This is a genomic window from Methylobacterium sp. 1A, assembly GCF_058072805.1.
Map to the genome: position 1 here is coordinate 1758178 of NZ_JBYQVE010000002.1, position 17619 is coordinate 1775796.

Below are 17619 nucleotides of genomic sequence, written 5' to 3' on the forward strand. Positions count from 1 at the left end.
ATTTCTCGCTCTGAACTCCATGTCTGTGTGAACGGCTAAGTTTTAATCGTTCCAATCTGCCCGGCAATGCATTTTTCCATGACGTGGTCGCATAACAGCTCGAAGTCCTGCACCGCCCGCGCACGGGGCTTCACGTACCGAACCGGCTGTCCGCACCCGAAGGCCTCCGCCAGAGCGATGTCCGTGCGGATCCCAGCCAGGAGGCGCTCCCGGCCGAACCGGCTCGCGAGCTGCTCGAGGGCCTCCCGCTGCATCGTGATCCGGAGATCCACCTGCACCGGCACGATCGAGAGGCCGCGCAGACCGGGATTGAGGCTCGTCGCCACCCGGAAGAACGCGCGCGCGAACTGCCCGACGCCGTCCACCGCGAGGTGGCTGAGCTGTGTCGGAACCAAGACGTGGTGCGCGCTCGCCAGGGCGCTGATCAGCAGGGCGTCGGCCGTCGGTGCGGTGTCGATCAGGATCACCGCGTAATCCGTCGCCAGGGGCTTCAGCGCCGCCGCGAGGCCGAGGGGCGCGACGGCGCCGTCGGGGCCCGAGAAGCCGCGATCGGCCGGCAGCACGTCCACGTTCGGCACGGCGGCGCGCCGCACGGCGCGCCCGAGATCCGTCACCCCGGTGCCGCGGAACAGGTCGTGCACCGTCGGCTCGCCGGGCCTCGCCCGCACGCCGAAGCCGAGGCCGGCATGGCCCTGGCTGTCGAGGTCGACGAGCAGCACCCGCCGGCCGCGCTCCGCGAGGCTTGCGGCGAGATTCACGGCCGTCGTGGTCTTGGCGGTGCCGCCCTTGCGGTTCGCCACGGCGAGGATGCGCCCGGTCCCCGGCTCGGTCATCCGCGCTCGGCCTCCGCGGCGCCTTCCGCGGCGGCCTCGGGCAGCGCGGCCAGGCAAGCCGCCGGCACCGCTCCGGCCGGCCGGCCGCGGAGGGCGGGTGCCGCGACCATCAGCACCTGGAGGACCGCCGTGTGGAGCCACGCCGCGCCGGTGAGGTCGACGACGGCCTCCGGGGTGGCGCGCAGGATATCGAGCAGCGGCTCGGCATCCTCGACCGGGCAGTGGCCCGAGAGCCGGATGCGGGCGCCGCTGTGTTCGAGGGCCATCAGAGCAGATCCGACAGGTTGAGGACGAGGAGAACCCTTCCGTCGCCGAGGAGCGCCGTCCCGGAGAAGCCCGCGAGGCCGGCGAGGAGACCGTCGAGGGGCCGCACGATGACCTCCATGCGCTCGCGGAAGCCGTCGACCACGATGCCGACCCGCTCGCGTCCGACACGGGCGACCATGACGGCCTCCTCCTCCGGCGGCGCGTCCGAGGCCGCCGGGAGGCCCAGGCTGTCGGCGAGCCGGATCAGGGGGATCATCGCGTCCCGCAGGACGAAGGTCTCGCGCTGCTTGATCCGGTGGATCTGGTCCCGCGGAACCTTCACGGTCTCGGCCACCGCGTCCATGGCGACCCCGTATTGCTGGCCCCGCGCCACCACGGTGACGATGCGGGTCACCGCCATGGTCAGGGGCAGCTGCACGGTCACGCAGGTGCCCGCGCCCGGCTGGCTCGCGAGCCAGACGTCGCCGCCCGCCCTGCGCACCGCGCTGCGCACGACGTCCATACCGACGCCCCGACCCGAGAGGTCCGAGACCTGATCCCGCGTCGAGAAGCCGGGCGCGAAGACGAGGTTGACGAGATCCTCCGCGGTCATCTGGGCGGCCTGATCCGGGCCGATCAGGCCGCTGCGCAGCGCCTTCTCGCGGACCGCCTCCGGGTCGATGCCGCGGCCGTCATCGGCCACCTCGATGATGACGTTGTCGTTCTCCTGCCGCGCCGCGAGCCGCAGGGTGCCGCGCGCCGGCTTCCCGGCGGCGATCCGGATCGCGGGGGTCTCGATGCCGTGATCGAGGGCGTTGCGGACCATGTGGATCAGCGGGTCGGCGAGGCTCTCCAGCACGTTCTTGTCGGCCTCGGTCTCCTCGCCCAGGATCACCAGCTCGACCTCGTTGCCGAGCTTGCGCGTGATGTCGCGGACGAGCCGGGGGAAGCGCTGGAAGACCTGGCTCACCGGCATCATGCGGATCGCCATGACGCCGACCTGCAGGCTCTGGGCGATCCGGTCGATGACCGCGTACTGCTCCTTGATCTCCCGACCGAGCTGGCGCGAGCCGCTGACCTGCTCGACGCGTCCGGCGAGATAGGCGAGCCCGTTCTTGGCGACCGTCAGCTCGGCCGCGAAGTTCATCAGGGCGTCGACCTTGCCCTGCTCGACCCGCAGCATGCGCGCCGGACCCTTGGCGTCGGGGCCGGATCCCTCCGGGGCATCGCGCGGCTCGGTCGCCGGCGGCGGGGCCGCGGTGGGCCGCGGCGCGGGATCTCCGGAGGGTGTCGGCATCGGCGGTGCGGCGGCCGCGCCGCTCGCCACGCCGCGGAGGACGGCGCCGAGGGTCTCGGTGGCGCCCGCGCGCGCTCGGCCCAGGGCTGCTTCCAGGGCGGCGGCCCGGCCGGGCACCAGATGCGGCAGGCAGCGCCGCACCACCGTGCGCACGGACTCGAACCGGCCCTCCGCGACGGCCGGGTCCGTCGGCACGGCCAGCATCTCGGCCTGCGCGGCGAGGATCGCCTCTGCCTGCTGGCGCAGGGCGAGGTCCGGGGCGGGCGCCTCTGCGGGCGGCCGATCGGTCGGCGGCGAACCCGAGGCCGGCCGCGGGCCGCCGAGGTCGGCGGCGAGGCGGCGCAGCGTCTCGGTCTCCGCCGTGGCGGCCAGCGCCGCGATCCAGCGCAGGGCGCAGGCCTGCCGGGTCCCGGCGCCGACGATCCCCAGCAGGGCGGCGGCGGCGGCGGCGAGGTCCGCCCGGGCGTCCTCGGCGAGGAGCGTCCCGGCCCGCGCGGCGAAGTCGCCGAACACCTCGGCCTCATCCTCCGTCCCGGTCAGGACGATCAGGTCGTCCGGCCGGATCGCGCCGACCCGGACCTGATCGGCGACGTAGCGCAGATGATCGGCGACCGCCTCGGCGTCGGCGACGCACAGAACCTCGAAGCGGAGCCAGCTCAGCACCGGATCGCAGGTCTCCGGCGACGGAGTTGCGGCGCGCGGCCGTACCCGCAGCGCGACGAGGCCCGGGGCCTGCGCCACCAGATGGGCCGGGTCGTCGCCGCGGAAGAAGCAGGTCTCGTCGGGCTCGTAGTGCCAGACGGTCAGGGGGGCGCCCGAGGCCGCGGCGCGCCTCCAGGCGGCCTGCCGGTCCGCCTCGGGGAGGTCGGCGAGCCAGTCCGGCGGCCCGTAATCGGCCCGCGCGACGGTGGCCTCGATCGCCGCGGGGAGCCACGCCCGCAGGGCCGTCACCCGGCTCGCCATCACGGCGTCGGCGTCGTCCGGCAGGACCGCGCGGCTCTCCAGGACGTCGATCCAGTGGCCGACCAGATCGAGGCTGTCGAGGAGCCCGTCCACGATGGCGGGTTCCAGGACGAGCGTACCGGCCCGGACCTCGACCAGAAGGTCCTCGGCCGCGTGGACCAGATGGGTCAGCGGCGCGATCTCGAACAGGCCGGACGTGCCCTTGAGGGTGTGCACCGCCCGAAAGACGTCGTCGAGGGATTCGGCGCCCGGCGACTTCTCCAGGGCCAGCATGCCGCTCCCCGCGCGCTCCAGGAGCTCGCGGGCCTCGGGGATGAACTGGGCGAGCAGGGCGTTGGTCACGGTGCGGCTCCGGCCATCACGGTGGCGACCGCGACGAGGGCGTCCGGGCGCACCGGCTTGACGAGGTAGAGGTTGGCGCCCGCCGCGAAGGCCCGCGCGCGGTCGGCGCCGGCGCTCTCCGTGGAGATCATCACGGCCGGCACCGCCTGGAGCTCCGGCATGGTCCGGCCCTGCCGCAGGAAGGCGTAGCCGTCCATCTTGGGCATGTTCACGTCGACGAGGACGAGGTCGAAGCCCTCGGCGACGGCCTTCTCCAGGCCCTCGTAGCCGTTCACGGCCTCCTCGACCGCGAAGCCGGCCTCTTCCAGCACGTCGCGGTAGTACAGGCGCACCGTGGTGGCGTCGTCGATGACGAGGATCCTGGCCATGTCAGGCCTCCGCGCTCAGGGGCTTCTGGTAGACGATCGCCTCCGCGAACTTCCGGAGGTCGAACAGCGCGGAGATCCGGCTCATCGACTCGGAATGGCCGAGGCAGACGAAGCCACCGGGATCGAGCGCCTCGTAGAGCGTCTGGGCGGCGCCGCGGCGGGACGCGTCGTCGAAGTAGATCAGCAGGTTGCGGCAGAACACGACGTCGAAGCCGCGGAACTGCCGGGTCGAGAGCGGGTCCGAGAGGTTGACCCGCGCGAAGGCGATCGACTCGCGGATGTCCGGGATCACCTCGTGGGCGCCCTGCACCCGCCGGGTGTAGCGCTCCAGGGTCGCCCGGGGGACGTGCTGGACCGCGCGGTCGCCGTAGAGGCCGCGCTTGGCTTGGTCGAGCACGGCGGTGTCGATGTCCGAGGCGACGATCTCGATGTCGTACCGGTCGACCTCCGGCCACGTGTCGAGGAGCTGGAAGGCGATCGAGTAGGGCTCCTCGCCGGTCGAGCAGGGCACCGACCAGATCCGCACCGGCTCGCCCGGCCGCTTGCGCCGGGTGACCTCCGGGAGGATCGACCGGACGAGGCAGCGGAACTGGTACTCCTCGCGGTAGAAGTAGGTCTCGTTGACGGTCATCAGGTTGACGAGCGTCTGGAACTCCTGGCCGCTGGCCTGGAATCGCAGGGTGTTGAAGTAGTCGCGGAAGACCGGCAGCGCGCTCGCGAGCATCCGCTCCTGCAGGCGCTTGTCGACGAAGTAGCGCTTGTTGTCGGCGAACATGATGCCGGTCTTGCGGTAGAAGAAGTCGCGGAAGCGGACGAAGTCGGCATCGGTGACGACGGGCGTCGGCGGCGGGAACGGTGCGGTCATGCCGGCCGCCAGTCAGGTGATGCGGCGGCAGGCGGCCCTGGCCGCGAAGCGCAGGAACGGCGCGTCGGGGAAGCGGGCGGCGGCGGCCTCGATCTCCGGCACCATCTCGGGCGTGCCGATCTCGGCGAGCACGTCGAGGGCGGCGGCGCAGACGTTGACGTGCCCGTCCTCGGCCAGGACCCGGCGGGCGTAGGTCGCGGCCGCCGGGTGGCGCAGGGAGACCAGCACGTTCACCGCGAAGATCCGGCGGTCGCTGTCGGGATCGGCGAGGGCCCGCTCGAGGGCGCCGAGCACCGCCGCGTCCATCTCCTGCAGCGTCTCGATCGCGGCGTTGCGCAGCCAGACGTCCTCCGAGCCCAGCAGGCCGAACAGGCGCTCTGCCGCCGCCGGGGTGCCGATGCGGCCGAGGGCGCCGAGGATCGCCTCGCCGACGCTCCGGTCCGCCTCGCGGCCGAGGCGGTCGGCCAGCAGGCCGGCGGCGTCGGGATCGGCGGCCAGGCGATGGGCCGCGTCGCGGCGCCCGGCGGCCGTCGGGCCCTCCAGGGCGATCCGGGGATCCTCCGGGGCTTCCGCCGGCGCGGGGAGGGCGGGGTGCTTGCGGACCAGGGCCATGGCAGTCTCGGTGTCGATCTCAGGAGAGCCAGCCGACGAGCTGGGCCGGGATGGAGCGGGCGGGCAGCGTCAGGGTCGCGCCGCCGAGGCGGATCAGCTCGGCCGGCATGCCGAACACGACGGCGCTCGACTCGGCCTCCGCGATGGTGCGGCCGCCGGCAGCCCGCAGGGCCGCCAGGGCGGCGGCGCCGTCGTCGCCCATGCCGGTGAGTTCGACGCCGATCAGGGCCTCCGGCAGCAGGTGATCCCGGGCGCTGCGGACGAGGCGGTCGACGCTGGGGTGCCAGCGCAGGGCCGGGTCGCTCGGGACGGTGGCGACCGCGAGCCGGCCGAGCCGGCGCTCGATCACCACGTCGGCGTCGCCCCGGCCGATGTAGACGCGGCCCGCCGCGAGGGGGACCGGGGCGGTCACCTCCACCACCTCCAGGGCGCAGAGGCGGTCCAGGCGCTGGGCGAAGGCCCCCGTGAAGGAGCTCGGCATGTGCTGGGCGATCACGACCGGCCAGGGCAGGTCGGCCGGAAGCTCCGGCAGGATCTCCTCCAGCGTCCGCGGTCCCCCGGTCGACACGCCGATCAGGACGCAGCCCTCGACGCGGGCCGCGGCCCGGGGCGCCGGGCGGCGCTTCGCGATCTCGCCGCGCCCGCGCCGGACCCGGTCGAGGAGGCCGCGGGCGCGGCGGGGCTTGGCGCGGGCCGCGACGCGGACCTTGGCGACCATCTCGTCCCGGACCTCGCCGATGTTGAGGGAGACGGTGCCGCCGGGCTTCTCCACGTAATCGACGGCGCCGAGCTGCATCGCCTCCAGGGTCACGGCGGCGCTCTCGCGGGTCAGCGACGAGACCATGACCACCGGGCGCGGGCGCGCCGCCATGATCTCGCCGAGGCAGGTGAGCCCGTCCATCTCGGGCATGTTGATGTCGAGGGTGACCACGTCGGGCTCGAAGCTGTCGATCTGGTCCAGGGCGTCGCGGCCGTTGCGCGCCGTGCGCACCTCGAACTGGCCCGTCTCCTCGAAGATCAGGCGAAGGTGTTTGCGCATCAGGGCGGAGTCGTCGACGATCAGGAGCTTGGGCATGGCGGGTTGCGTGGCAGGAGCGGCCTCGGACCGGGCCCGGAGACGGCGGCTCAGGCCGCCTGCAGATCCGCGACCTCGTGCCGGCTGAGGAGCCGGTCGACGTTCACCATCAGGATGATCCGCTTGGCGGCGGCGAGGTTGGCGACCCGCTCCACGGCGCTGTCTTCGTCCTGCGCGAGGTCCGGCGCCGGCACGATGGCCGAGCGGGGGATCTTCAGGACCTCCGAGACCGAGTCGACGATGAAGCCGGTCCGCACCCCCGCGATCGCGAAGACCATGATGCGCTGGCGGTCGTTGCGCGCGGCCTCCGGGAGCCGGAAGCGGCGGCGCTGGTCGACCACCGGCAGCACCGCCCCCCGCAGGTTGACGATGCCCTCGATGAAGCCGGGCGTCCGCGGCACGTGGGTGAGCTGCTCGGGGACGCGGACGATCTCGTGCACGGCGTCGATCGGCACGCCGTACTCCTCGTCCGCCAGGCGGAAGACGACGAACTGCTCCTCCTCGTCGGCGCGCGTCGGCGCGGTCGCGGTCTGACGTTCCTGCACGGGGCCCTCCTCTGCGGCTCCGAGGCCGGCGAGGCCGCCGGCGATCCCGGTGGTGGCGAACAGGCGGGCGGCCGACAGGATCGAGACCAGCCGCCTGCCGCCGCCGAGCCGGCAGATCGCCTCGACCTCGCGCAGCGCGTCGCCCTGCGCGAGCAGGTCGGGCAGCGGGTCGACCACCGCGCGGGGCACCCGCAGCACCTCCTTCACCGTGTCGGTGACGATGCCGACGGAGCCGGCGGATTCCCGGGAGGCGACCACCACGATCCGGTTCTGCTCTCCCAGGGGCACGCTCGGCAGCCCGAACAGCGCCCGCAGGCTGACCAGGGGCAGCAGCCGGTCGCGCAGGTTGATCACACCGATGACGTGGCGCTCGGCCTTCGGCAGCTCGCTGACGCGGTCGGGGACCTGGACGATCTCCTGCACCTGCTCGATCGGCAGGGCGTATTCCTGGCCCGCGAGCTCGAAGGACACGAGCTGGATCTCGTCGGAGAGCCCGGCCTCGCGCTCCGGCCGCGCCGAGGCCGCGCCGCCGGCCTCGATCGGCCCGACCGCGTTCCGTCCGCCCGACCCGCCCTCTGCGCCGGCGCGCCCGGACCCGCTGCGCTGCAGCAGGCGCCCGAGATCGATGATCAGCACGATGCCGGCCGGCCGCTTGATCACGCCCGCGAGCAGCTCGGTCGCCGCGGTGGCTGTGAGGCCGTCGGTCCCCTCGATCTCCCCGGGCTCGGCGGTGATCACGCTCGCCATCCGGTCGACCACGAAGCCGGAGGTCCCGCCGGCGCCGCCGCCGTCGCCGGACCCCTGGCCGACCACGACCACCCGGGCGGCGTCGTCGTGGACCCGGTCGGGCAGCTCGAACAGCCGCCGCAGGCTCGCCACCGGCAGGACCGAGCCGCGCAGGTTGGCCAGTCCCACCAGGGCGGGGGGTGCCAGCGGAACGTCGACCATGTCGGGCAGGCGGATGATCTCCTGCACCTCCGCGAGGGGCACCGCGTAGGTTTCGCGGGCGACGTGGAAGGTCACGAACTGGAGCGCGGAGGCGGTCTCCGACCGGTCGGTCGCGGCCGAGGCTGAGGCGTCGTTGGACATGGCGGGCTCCGGGCTGAGCAGGATTCGGGTGGGGCCGTCCCGGCCGGGCGCGTCTCAGTCCTGGTTCTGGAGTTCGTCGGCCAGCGACGCGACCTCCTCGATGGCGGCGGCGAGTTCCTCTGCGCCGTTCGCCTGCTCGCGGGCGGCCTGCTGCGCCTCGTTCACCGCCTGGCCGCCCTGGCGGGCCGCCGTGGCGATCTGGTCGACGCCGCGCTTCGCCTCCTCGACGTTGCGGATGATCAGGTCGGCGCCCTGGAGGATCTGCCGGTTGCCGTCGAGCACCACGCCCATGTCGTCGGCGGTGGTCTCGAGGTCGCGGGTGATCGCCCGGTTCTTCTCGACCTCGGCGGCGGCCGCCGCGGAGATCGCCTCCAGGTCCCGGCGCACCACCACGATCTGGTCCTGGATCGCCTTCACGAGGTCCTTGATCCGCTCCGCGTTCTCCGAGGAATCCCGGGCGAGGTTGCGGATGTCGGTGGAGACCACCATGAAGCCCTTGCCGAACTCGCCGGCCCGGGCCGCCTCGATCGAGCCGTTCACCGCCAGCATGTTGGTCTGGATCGCCACCGTGGTGATCGCGTCGACGATCTTGTCGATCTTCCGGCTCACCTGCTCCAGGGCGTTGATCTGCTCTCGGCTCCGGTCGGTCTCCGCGAGGGCATTGCCGACGCCCGCGACCAGTCCGTCCACCGCGGCCCGGTTCTCCTGAAGCTGGCTCGTGATCAGGCCGCCCTTCTCCAGGGCGTCGCGTGCGCTGTCCTGGGCGAGGAGCGCTCCCTTCTCGATCTGCGCGATCGCGGCCGCCGATTGCTGCGCGGCCGCCGTCTGCTGCTGGGCGCCCCGGTCGATCTGGTCGAGCGCCGTGGTGATCTGCGCGGCGGCCCGGTTGATCTCCTCCACCGCCGAGGACAGCTCCTCGGCCGCCGAGGCGACCTCCTCGGCGCTCTTGCCGACGTCGGTGGCGTTCTTCAGCTCGTCCGCCAGGGTCGCGAGCTCGGTGGCAGCCTGCTCGCTCTCCCCGAGGGCGGTGGTCTGCTGCTCGATGGTCTTGAGCGATTGCTGGCAGGCGGAGGATTGCTCCTCGGCCGCCGCCGCGATCAGCTCGGACCCCTTCTGCGCCTCGACCGCGGCCCTCTCAGACTCGACGGCCACCCGGGCGATGGTCTCGGCGCCGCGCATGATCTCGACCATGGCCTGCCGCACCGCCTCGAGCTGGGCGGTGATCGTCTCGCCCCGCGCAACCTCTTGGCGCGCGCCCTCGGCCGCGCGGTTGATGCCCTCGGCGATGACCTTCACGTCTTCCTGGATCCGGCCGATCAGCGCCTGGATCTCCTGGGCGCTGCGCTCGGAGGTCTCCGCCAAGGTGCGGACCTCGTCGGCGACCACCGCGAAGCCCTTGCCGTGCTGGCCGGCCCGGGCCGCCTCGATGGCGGCGTTCAGGGCCAGGAGATTGGTCTGGTCGGCGATGCGAGCGACGGCGCGGACGATGTCGCCGATATTGGCCGCCTGCCGCTCCAGCTCGACGATCAGCGTGACCGAGGCCGCCTGACGCTCGGCCGCCGTGGCGATCGAGCCGACGCTGAGCCGGATCTGCTGGCTCACGCCGGCGATGAGTCCCTGGAGCGCCTCCGATTTCTGGCGCGAGGTCTCGGCCTCGGTGCGGGCGGTGCCGATCACCTCCGACACGGTCGTGACGGCGCGCTGCGACTGCTCGGAGGCCCCGGCCGCCTCCTCGGCGCCGGCGGCGATCTGCTCCATCGCCTTGCGCAGCTCCTCGGCCGCCGACGAGGCCTCGGCGACGCCGCTGGCGAGCTGGGTTGTCGCCGCCGCGATGCGCTCCGCCGCCTTCTGCTGCTTGGCGAAGGTCCGGGCCTTGCGCCGGCTCTCCTCGTTGAGGCGCCCGAGCTGGCTCAGACTGGCCGGCTCGCCCTTCCGGACCTGCGCGTGCGATCCCGACAGGGCGGCTTTCTTCACGAGGGCCATGGCGGCGTTTCCTTCACTTGAAGTCGCGGCTGTACGTCGCCGCCCCCAGGCTAGGACCCGCCACGCGCAAGTCTTACGAAGCATCAAGTTGCGAATCAATAAACGAGAACACGATTTTTGAGCAATGATCCGCTCTAATGACCGCCATATTCGTGAATATGAAGATCAATATTTGGAGTATATCTACAAAAAGACTAGCTTGAAGATAGGATATTGGATTATGAAGATGGATATATTTGCAACCAATATGGAAATATGCGCTGGCAACAATCCTGTTCGCCGGTCGCTGCTGTATCGAGCCGGCGGTTTGGCCAAGCCCCTCGGCGGACCCGCGGGGCCCGCAGGCCGGAGCGAGCGCGATCTGAAGTTCCGCGCCGCCCGAGGTCGCGCCGAATGGAGAGCCGTTTGCGGGGCACCGCCCGGTCGAACACCGCAACCCGGACAGGCGATAGCCTGAGCGGGAACCCGGCCCGAGCGACCCCGACCCGATCTCAGTTGCAGCCGTCGCAGATGCTGCCTTCGATCTTGTCGGTCAGAGCGCGCTCGCGCCGCCGCTGCTCCGGGGTCGGCACCTCGCCGGGGCCGAGGGACGTGCCGGGCGGCTTGGTGACGCCGAGGCTGTTGGTGTTCGGCGCCGTGATGGTCGAGACCGGGCCGCCGCCCGTGCCGGTCTGGTCGGGCGCTCGCGTCTGCGCCGCGAGCGGGGTGATGAGGGCGAGGCTCAGCGCACCGAGCGTCGCGGTACCGAGGAATCCGCGGATCATGGAAGGTCTCCCGTCGCCGGGAGAACGGGAAACGTGGCCGCCGGTTGCGTGGCCTAGCGCCGCCGCGCGGTCTCGCGCCGGAACACCCCGACCATCTCGACATGGCCCGAATGGCGGAACTGGTCGACCGGCGTGATGGTCTCCAGCCGGTACCCGCCGGCGACCAGCGTCGCCGCGTCCCGCGCGAAGGTTCCGGCGTCGCAGGCGATGCCGATCACCAGGGGCACGCGGGCGGCGGCAAGCTGGCGGGCCTGGGCCTCCGCGCCGGCCCGGGGCGGGTCGAACACCACCGCGTCGAAGGCGTCGAGTTCGGGGGGTAGCAGGGGCCGGCGGAACAGGTCGCGGCGCTCGCTGCTGATCTTGCGCAGGCCCGCGGCGGCGCGCGCGGCCCGCTCGAGGCCCGCGAGGGCTGCGGCATCGGATTCGACGGCGTGGACCGCGGCCGTCCGGGCGATCGCCAGCGTCAGCGGCCCGCAGCCCGCGAACAGGTCGGCCACGCGCCGGATGCGGGGGCCGAGGGCCGCCAGGGTCAGGTCGCAGAGCGTCGCCTGACCGGCCGCGGTCGCCTGCAGGAAGCCGCCGGGGGCCGGGTAGAGGCGCGTCGCCGCGGCGGGGCCGTCCGCCGTGACCGAGACCGGCTCGGCCTCCATCAGGCGCTCGCCGTGCAGGGAGAGCCGGGCGAGGCCGAGTTCGCCGGCGATCCGCACCAGCGCGGCGCCGACGCCGGCGCTGACCGGTCCGTGACCGCGCAGGTCGACGTCCAGGCCCTGGTCGGTGGCCGTCACAGCGACGTCGAGGGGCTTGCGCCCGTGGCCCAGCGGGGCGGCGAGGCGGCGCGCGACCTCCGGGGCCGGGTGGAGCGCCGGCACGGTGATCGGGCAATGGTCGATCGGCACCAGCGCGTGGCTGCGCGCCGCCATCAGCCCGGCCTCGGCCCGGCCGCCGATCTCGCGCACGTGCAGGGTAAGGCGGCGGCGGCCCGCCCCGTGGGCGTCGACGGCCGGCCCGGGCGTCACGTCGAGGCGCGCCTGGGACAGGGCCTGGGCGACGAGGTCGCGCTTCCAGGCGAGCTCCGCGGGCCGCGCGAGGTGCTGGGTGCGGCAGCCGCCGCAGCGCATGTAGTAGGGGCAGAACGGCTCTACCCGGTCGGGCGAGGCCTGCGCGACGCCGAGCAGCGCGGCGCGGCGCGCCTCGCGGCGGATCTCCGCGCGCTCCCCGGGCAGCGTGTAGGGCACCGGGGTGCCGTCCTCGGCGATCCCGTCGCCGCGGGCGCCGAGCCCCCGGATCTTGACCGTCTCGCTATCTGTTGTCTCGCTCACCGCAACCTCGCGCCGATCAGGAACTCGGCGTTGCCGTCGCCGCCCGGCACCGGCGAGTCGATCAGGCCCAGGATCGCCGCGCCGAGCCCCTCCAGGGTCCCGCGGACGGCCGCGCAGACCTCGGCGTGGACCGCCGGATCGCGCACGAGCCCGCCGCGGCCGACCCGGGCGCGGCCGGCCTCGAATTGCGGTTTGATCAGCGCGACGATCGCCGATCCCGGCCTCAACAGGCCCGGGAGGACCGGCAGCACGAGGCGCAGGCCGATGAAGCTCACGTCCACGCTCGCGAGGTCGGGGGGCGGGACGAGGGCGTCCGGGTCGAGGTCGCGGATGTCGGTGCTCTCGCGGTTGGTCACGCGCGGGTCCCCGGCGAGGCGCGGATGGAGCTGCCCCCGGCCCACGTCGAGGGCGTGGACGTGGCGCGCCCCGCGGGCGAGCAGCACGTCGGTGAAGCCGCCCGTCGAGGCGCCGACGTCGAGGGCGACGCGGCCGGTCGGATCGACGCCGAACGCGTCCAGGGCGGCGGCGAGCTTGAGGCCGCCGCGGGACGCGTAGGGATGCTCGGCTTCCGCCTCGACCCGCGCGCCCGGGGCGATCGGGTCCGAGGCGCGCGCGAGCGGGCGCCCGTCGACCCGCACGAGCCCGGCACGGATCGCCGCCTGGGCCCGGGCGCGGCTCTCGAAATGGCCGTGCACCACGAGGTACAGGTCGGCGCGCCGCGGCGCAGGGTTCTCCGCGGGATCGTCCGCGGGGGCCGCGCGGTCCGGGCTGGTCCGGTCTCGGGTCATCGGGGCTTCGTGCGGTTCCGGCAGGTCTGCGGCGGAGGTTTCGGGCCGCCGCCCTGTCGAAGGCCGGCGCGCTCCCTAACTAGACCGGGCCGGAAAGGAGAGCCACCGCATGACCCGCACCCTGCCGCTGCTCGTATTGCTCGGGACCGCCGCCGCCGGCGGCGCCCTGGCACAGGAGCCTCCCAAGGAGGCGGCCAAACCGGCAGAGACCTACACGGCGCCGATCAAGAACGCGAAGGGCGACCCGATCGGCACGCTGGCGATCCGCGACGGGGCGAATGCCCTGGTCCTGCGCGTGACGATCCAGCCCGGCGGCCTGCCGCCCGGCTGGCACGGGATGCATTTCCACGCCGTGGGCGACTGCTCGGACCCGAAGTTCATGAACTCCAAGGCGCACGTGAACCACGACCAGAGCAAGCACGGGCTGCTCAACGCGGAGGGCCCCGACGAGGGCGACCTGCCGAACCTCTACGCGGCGCAGGACGGCTCGGCCAATGCCGAGGTCTCGAGCGAGACGCCGCTGAACGGCGAGGGCGGCCTGAAGGACGGGGACGGCGCGGCGCTGATCATTCACGCCAACGAGGACGACCACAACACCCAGCCGATCGGCGGTGCCGGCGACCGCGTCGCCTGCGGGGTGATCAAGTAGCCGTCGCGGACGGGGACGGCACGGCCGGCGGGATCTGCCGCGGCCGGCCGTCCTCGTCGATGGCCACGAAGGTGAAGGTGGCCTGCGTGACCCGCTCGCGGACCTGGGTGCAGAACCGCCGTGCCCAGGCCTCGACCTCGATCTTCATCGAGGTCCGGCCGACATGCGACACCCGGGTGTAGACGCACAGCACGTCGCCGACCCGGACCGGCCGGATGAAGGTCATCGATTCCAGCGCCACGGTGACCACCCGGCCCTGCGCCCGGTCGACGCCCGCGATGCCGCCGGCCTGGTCCATCTGCGACAGCACCCAGCCGCCGAAGATGTCGCCGTTGGCGTTGGTGTCGGCCGGCATGGCGATGGTGCGCACCGTGAGATCGCCCTTGGGCAGATCGACCTCAGCGGGCGGCGTGCCTCCGGCCGGTGAGAGTGCGACGTGCTGCATGCCGTCCATCCGCCCCCCGCACGCCGTCAGGACATCACGCCGGCGAGCTTGAGCCCCGCCGCCAGCAGAACGGCGACCGCGCTCAGGATGCATTCGAGCGGGATGGATTGCCAGAGGTCCGGCGCCGCCGCCGCGGGCTCGGCGCGTTGCGCAACATCGTTCATCGGGCTTCCTCTCGGGCGCGCCGATCTGCCGTCGGCCGTCCCGTTCCCGGCACGATAAAGCAAGGCTCGCGGTCGCGCACCCCGAATCGGGGCGTGAAAAAGCCCGGCGGCTCGCTGGAACCGCCGGGCCGGTCAGGTCGGAGAGCCGATCAGTAGTAGAACCGACGGCGCCAGTAGGGACGACGGTAGTAGGGCCGCGGGCCGTAGTAGAACCGGCGGCCGTAGTACGGGCGGCGCCAGTAGGGCCGCGGGCCGTAGAACCGGCGACGGTAGTAGTACTGGGCCTTCTCGGCCACCGCCGGCGCGGCTTCGGCGGGCAGAGCCAGCCCCGGGCCGATGGGCGCGGCGGACGCGCCCTCTGGCGCCGCGGCCGCGAAGCCCAGCGCCAGCAGGGCCGCGAGCAGGAATTTCCTCAGCACGGTCTCGACTCCCTTTGTGTCATTCGTCCTGGTCGACGAACCGCGCAGGGCGACGGGCTCCGCTCGGTCCGAACCGCTGCAACGCGTGGGCGAGCGGAAGCGTTGCAGCTTAACCGCTGCGACGTTTCGGACAGGGTTGACCGCGGGTTGAGACGCGCGGGGTCAGGCGATCTTCGTCGTCATGTCCTCGATGCGCGCCTCGGCGCTCTGGCGGACCAACGCGATGCCGTGCTCGCAATCCTCGCGGCGGACATAGCCTTCGCCCGAATCGGCGATCACCTCGCCGTTGCGCGCCCGCAGGCGCCAGCGCCACTCGCCCTTGGCGTCCCGGTAGAGTTCGAACCGCATGTCGCAGGCCCCCGCTTCGTCCATCCCTCAGATGGGGGCGCGCCCGCGCAAGGGAAGGCGGGGCGGTGAGGGCGCCGCGGGGCGGACGGGACACCGAGCGGCGCGCGTGCGCGATCGGCCGCCGGGATTCGAGTTAGAATTTTTCTTCCTCTCATTGTACGCTTCGCCGATCGGGATCCGGGACGCCTGAACAATAACGGGACGCCCGCGGCCGGTGAGGAAGAGAGTATGAACGAGATCGTCCAGCCCGAGGCCTACTCGGAGGTCTTCTACGGAGGCTGCCCGCACGATTGCCCCGACACGTGCTCGATGCTGTTCGAGGTGAAGGGCGGCGAGCTCCTGAGCGTGCGCGGCAACCCGGACCACCCGATGACCCGCGGCGGTCTCTGCGTGAAGCTGAAGGACTACGAGAAGCGCCACTACCACCCGGACCGGCTGCTCTACCCGATGAAGCGGGTCGGCCCGAAGGGCTCGAAGCAGTTCGAGCGGATCACCTGGGACGAGGCGCTGGACACCATCGTCACCCGCTGGAAGGCGATCATCGACCAGTACGGGCCGCAGGCCATCGCGCCCTACAGCTACCTCGGCAACCAGGGCCTCGTGCACGGGCTGAACGGTGGCGACGCGTTCTTCAACCGCATGGGCGCCACCGTCACCGAGCGCACCTTCTGCGGCGAGGGCTCGTGCACGGCCTGGCTCCTCACCGTCGGCCCGACCGCGGGCCTCGACCCGGACAGCTACATCCACTCCAAGTACATCGTGATCTGGGCCTGCAACTCGGTCAGCACCAACCTGCACCACTGGGCGATCGTGAAGGACGCCCAGAAGCAGGGCGCCAAGGTCGTCGTGATCGACGCCTACGCGTCCCGCACCGCCAAGGCCGCCGACTGGCACATCGCGCCGAAGCCCGGCACCGACGGCGCGCTCGCCATGGCGCTGATCAACTCGATCATCGAACAGGGCCTCGTCGACCAGGACTACGTCGACAACCACACGGTCGGCTTCGCGGAGCTGAAGGAGCGGGCCAGCACGCGCACGCCCGAATGGGCCGCGGCGATCACCGGCGTCTCCGCCGACGACATCCGGAAGCTCGCCCGCGAGATGGCAACCGAGCAGCCGGTGGGCATCCGCATCGGCGTGGCGCTGGAGCGGCACTACGGCGGCGGCCAGACCATCCGGGCGGTGACCTGCATCCCGGCGCTGACCGGCGCGTGGCGCCATGTCGGCGGCGGCATCACGCAGTTCGGCGTCTGGGAGCATCCGTACAAGTTCGACGTCATCTGCCGCCCGGACCTGATCCCGGAGGGCACCCGGGTCGTCTCGAACCTTCAGATCGGCCGGGCGCTCACCGGCGAGATGCAGCTCGACCCACCGATCATGTCGATGATGTGCTGGAACTCGAACCCCGTGACGCAGGCGCCCGAGACCGACAAGATCGTCGAGGGGCTGATGCGCGAGGACCTGTTCATGGTCTCGGCCGAGCACTTCATCTCGGACACGGCCTCCTACGCCGACATCCTGCTGCCGGCCACGATGGGCGCCGAGATGGAGGACATGATCCTCTCCTGGGGGCACCTCTACCTGACCTACAACACCAAGTGCGCCGAGGCGCCGGGCGAGGCGATCCCCAACAACGAGATCTTCCGCCGGCTGGCCGCCCGGCTCGGCTTCGAGGAGGAGAACTTCAAGTGGAGCGACAGCGAGTGCCTTGAGCACTACGTCGACTGGTCGTCGCCGGCCTGCGAGGGCATCGACCTCCAGTACATGCGCGAGCACGGCTTCGCCCGGCTCAAGGTCGGCACGCCCGACGACCGGGCGCCGCACCGGGAGGGGAACTTCCCGACACCGACCGGCAAGTGCATGCTCAAGGTGGAGGGCGCCACGAACTTCGTCGCCCCGCCGTTCCGGCAGATGTACGAGGGCTTCCAGCCGGGCGAGGCGCTCGACCCGCTGCCGGACTACCTCGGCCCGCGCGAGTCGCACACGAACGATCCGGAGCTCGCCAAGCGCTACCCGCTCAACATCGTCTCGCCCAAGAGCCACTACTTCCTGAACTCCTGCTACGCCAACATGGAGGACAAGCAGAAGGGCCAGGGCGAGCAGTTCGTGATGATCAGCCAAGCCGACGCCGACGCGCGCGGCATCCGGGACGGCGACCGGGTCCAAGTCGCCAACGACCGCGGCGCCTTCAAAGGCGTGGCCCGCATCACCGACGACGTGAAGGCCGGGATCGTGGTGGCGACGCTGGGCTACTGGCGCCAGCTCAACGAGGGCACGGTGAACAGCATCTCGTCCGGCGCCTTCACCGATATGGGCCACGCGCCCTCGTTCTCCGACAACCTCGTCGAGGTCTCACGGGCGAACTGAACGGCTCCGCGCGCGGCGATCCGCTCCCGATCGCCGCGCCGGGTTCACACGGAGGGTCGAGCCGTCATCCGGTTGCGGTTTCGCCGCTCGTCCGGCGCGGTCACCGGAAACGAAGCCGCCCGGGACGGATCCGTCCCG

Annotated in this window: 18 protein-coding genes; 2 read left to right on the forward strand and 16 right to left on the reverse strand. The window is 72.4% G+C overall.

Translation table 11 applies throughout. The features are described from left to right. Window positions 1-35: 35 nt before the first annotated feature. The 12 genes from ACX9MN_RS28365 to ACX9MN_RS28420 all read right to left on the reverse strand — a co-directional run bounded on the left by ACX9MN_RS28365 (window position 36) and on the right by ACX9MN_RS28420 (window position 13089). Window positions 36-833: a ParA family protein gene (locus ACX9MN_RS28365; protein ID WP_103986041.1), complete on the reverse strand. Its 798-nt coding sequence runs from the start codon at window positions 831-833 to the stop codon at window positions 36-38. Next, a complete protein-coding gene (locus ACX9MN_RS28370) occupies window positions 830-1099 on the reverse strand; it encodes a hypothetical protein (RefSeq protein ID WP_042672513.1) in 270 nt (89 codons plus the stop codon). The genes ACX9MN_RS28365 and ACX9MN_RS28370 overlap by 4 nt, the downstream gene beginning before the upstream one ends. Continuing rightward, window positions 1099-3681, reverse strand: a complete 2583-nt coding sequence (locus ACX9MN_RS28375) for a chemotaxis protein CheA (RefSeq protein WP_489726080.1) — start codon at window positions 3679-3681, stop codon at window positions 1099-1101. The genes ACX9MN_RS28370 and ACX9MN_RS28375 overlap by 1 nt, the downstream gene beginning before the upstream one ends. Next, complete coding sequence (locus ACX9MN_RS28380) at window positions 3678-4049, reverse strand: response regulator transcription factor (RefSeq protein ID WP_020095615.1); 372 nt, start codon at window positions 4047-4049, stop codon at window positions 3678-3680. The genes ACX9MN_RS28375 and ACX9MN_RS28380 overlap by 4 nt, the downstream gene beginning before the upstream one ends. Before the next feature lies 1 nt (window position 4050). Next, window positions 4051-4914 carry a CheR family methyltransferase gene (locus tag ACX9MN_RS28385; RefSeq protein WP_091927700.1) on the reverse strand — a complete coding sequence of 288 codons (864 nt, stop codon included), beginning with the start codon at window positions 4912-4914 and terminating at the stop codon, window positions 4051-4053. Between the two features lie 12 nt (window positions 4915-4926). Beyond that, entirely contained in the window at window positions 4927-5526 is a 600-nt protein-coding gene (locus ACX9MN_RS28390; RefSeq protein ID WP_489726081.1) for a HEAT repeat domain-containing protein, read from the reverse strand. Between the two features lie 19 nt (window positions 5527-5545). Beyond that, the gene (gene cheB / locus ACX9MN_RS28395) at window positions 5546-6601 is read right to left on the reverse strand and encodes a chemotaxis-specific protein-glutamate methyltransferase CheB (RefSeq protein WP_489726082.1); all 1056 of its coding nucleotides are present in this window, start codon (window positions 6599-6601) and stop codon (window positions 5546-5548) included. Between the two features lie 50 nt (window positions 6602-6651). Then, window positions 6652-8235 (reverse strand): chemotaxis protein CheW, encoded by a 1584-nt coding sequence (locus ACX9MN_RS28400; RefSeq protein WP_489726083.1) that lies wholly within the window; start codon window positions 8233-8235, stop codon window positions 6652-6654. A gap of 54 nt (window positions 8236-8289) precedes the next feature. Beyond that, complete coding sequence (locus tag ACX9MN_RS28405) at window positions 8290-10218, reverse strand: methyl-accepting chemotaxis protein (RefSeq protein ID WP_331297781.1); 1929 nt, start codon at window positions 10216-10218, stop codon at window positions 8290-8292. Window positions 10219-10709: 491 nt separating this feature from the next. Continuing rightward, entirely contained in the window at window positions 10710-10982 is a 273-nt protein-coding gene (locus ACX9MN_RS28410) for a hypothetical protein (RefSeq protein WP_091683006.1), read from the reverse strand. Between the two features lie 53 nt (window positions 10983-11035). Then, on the reverse strand, window positions 11036-12301 hold the full coding sequence (locus ACX9MN_RS28415) for a class I SAM-dependent RNA methyltransferase (RefSeq protein WP_489726084.1): 1266 nt from the start codon (window positions 12299-12301) through the stop codon (window positions 11036-11038). Further along, complete coding sequence (locus ACX9MN_RS28420; protein WP_489726085.1) at window positions 12298-13089, reverse strand: TlyA family RNA methyltransferase; 792 nt, start codon at window positions 13087-13089, stop codon at window positions 12298-12300. The genes ACX9MN_RS28415 and ACX9MN_RS28420 overlap by 4 nt, the downstream gene beginning before the upstream one ends. Before the next feature lie 109 nt (window positions 13090-13198). Between ACX9MN_RS28420 and ACX9MN_RS28425 the strand changes: the two genes are divergently transcribed. Further along, on the forward strand, window positions 13199-13738 hold the full coding sequence (locus ACX9MN_RS28425) for a superoxide dismutase family protein (protein WP_056526253.1): 540 nt from the start codon (window positions 13199-13201) through the stop codon (window positions 13736-13738). On the opposite strand, the gene ACX9MN_RS28430 is transcribed toward ACX9MN_RS28425, so the two are convergent. The 4 genes from ACX9MN_RS28430 to ACX9MN_RS28445 all read right to left on the reverse strand — a co-directional run bounded on the left by ACX9MN_RS28430 (window position 13731) and on the right by ACX9MN_RS28445 (window position 15114). Then, a complete protein-coding gene (locus tag ACX9MN_RS28430; protein ID WP_489726086.1) occupies window positions 13731-14183 on the reverse strand; it encodes an acyl-CoA thioesterase in 453 nt (150 codons plus the stop codon). The genes ACX9MN_RS28425 and ACX9MN_RS28430 overlap by 8 nt on opposite strands. A 26-nt stretch (window positions 14184-14209) precedes the next feature. Beyond that, window positions 14210-14347, reverse strand: a complete 138-nt coding sequence (locus tag ACX9MN_RS28435) for a hypothetical protein (protein WP_489726087.1) — start codon at window positions 14345-14347, stop codon at window positions 14210-14212. A 149-nt stretch (window positions 14348-14496) separates the two neighbouring features. Continuing rightward, entirely contained in the window at window positions 14497-14766 is a 270-nt protein-coding gene (locus ACX9MN_RS28440) for a hypothetical protein (protein ID WP_020095628.1), read from the reverse strand. Between the two features lie 162 nt (window positions 14767-14928). After that, the gene (locus ACX9MN_RS28445; protein WP_026605317.1) at window positions 14929-15114 is read right to left on the reverse strand and encodes a YegP family protein; all 186 of its coding nucleotides are present in this window, start codon (window positions 15112-15114) and stop codon (window positions 14929-14931) included. 228 nt (window positions 15115-15342) lie between these two features. Between ACX9MN_RS28445 and ACX9MN_RS28450 the strand changes: the two genes are divergently transcribed. Beyond that, window positions 15343-17481 (forward strand): molybdopterin-containing oxidoreductase family protein, encoded by a 2139-nt coding sequence (locus ACX9MN_RS28450; protein ID WP_447715869.1) that lies wholly within the window; start codon window positions 15343-15345, stop codon window positions 17479-17481. Window positions 17482-17619: the final 138 nt, after the last annotated feature.

What these genes read in the sequence shown, in the direction of transcription:
- ACX9MN_RS28365 (WP_103986041.1), bottom strand. Translation starts at nt 833, where the DNA reads ATGACCGAGCCGGGGACCGGGCGCATCCTCGCCGTGGCGAACCGCAAG.
- ACX9MN_RS28370 (WP_042672513.1), bottom strand. Translation starts at nt 1,099, where the DNA reads ATGGCCCTCGAACACAGCGGCGCCCGCATCCGGCTCTCGGGCCACTGC.
- ACX9MN_RS28380 (WP_020095615.1), bottom strand. Translation starts at nt 4,049, where the DNA reads ATGGCCAGGATCCTCGTCATCGACGACGCCACCACGGTGCGCCTGTAC.
- ACX9MN_RS28385 (WP_091927700.1), bottom strand. Translation starts at nt 4,914, where the DNA reads ATGACCGCACCGTTCCCGCCGCCGACGCCCGTCGTCACCGATGCCGAC.
- ACX9MN_RS28390 (WP_489726081.1), bottom strand. Translation starts at nt 5,526, where the DNA reads ATGGCCCTGGTCCGCAAGCACCCCGCCCTCCCCGCGCCGGCGGAAGCC.
- cheB (WP_489726082.1), bottom strand. Translation starts at nt 6,601, where the DNA reads ATGCCCAAGCTCCTGATCGTCGACGACTCCGCCCTGATGCGCAAACAC.
- ACX9MN_RS28400 (WP_489726083.1), bottom strand. Translation starts at nt 8,235, where the DNA reads ATGTCCAACGACGCCTCAGCCTCGGCCGCGACCGACCGGTCGGAGACC.
- ACX9MN_RS28405 (WP_331297781.1), bottom strand. Translation starts at nt 10,218, where the DNA reads ATGGCCCTCGTGAAGAAAGCCGCCCTGTCGGGATCGCACGCGCAGGTC.
- ACX9MN_RS28410 (WP_091683006.1), bottom strand. Translation starts at nt 10,982, where the DNA reads ATGATCCGCGGATTCCTCGGTACCGCGACGCTCGGTGCGCTGAGCCTC.
- ACX9MN_RS28420 (WP_489726085.1), bottom strand. Translation starts at nt 13,089, where the DNA reads ATGACCCGAGACCGGACCAGCCCGGACCGCGCGGCCCCCGCGGACGAT.
- ACX9MN_RS28425 (WP_056526253.1), top strand. Translation starts at nt 13,199, where the DNA reads ATGACCCGCACCCTGCCGCTGCTCGTATTGCTCGGGACCGCCGCCGCC.
- ACX9MN_RS28430 (WP_489726086.1), bottom strand. Translation starts at nt 14,183, where the DNA reads ATGCAGCACGTCGCACTCTCACCGGCCGGAGGCACGCCGCCCGCTGAG.
- ACX9MN_RS28435 (WP_489726087.1), bottom strand. Translation starts at nt 14,347, where the DNA reads ATGAACGATGTTGCGCAACGCGCCGAGCCCGCGGCGGCGGCGCCGGAC.
- ACX9MN_RS28445 (WP_026605317.1), bottom strand. Translation starts at nt 15,114, where the DNA reads ATGCGGTTCGAACTCTACCGGGACGCCAAGGGCGAGTGGCGCTGGCGC.
- ACX9MN_RS28450 (WP_447715869.1), top strand. Translation starts at nt 15,343, where the DNA reads ATGAACGAGATCGTCCAGCCCGAGGCCTACTCGGAGGTCTTCTACGGA.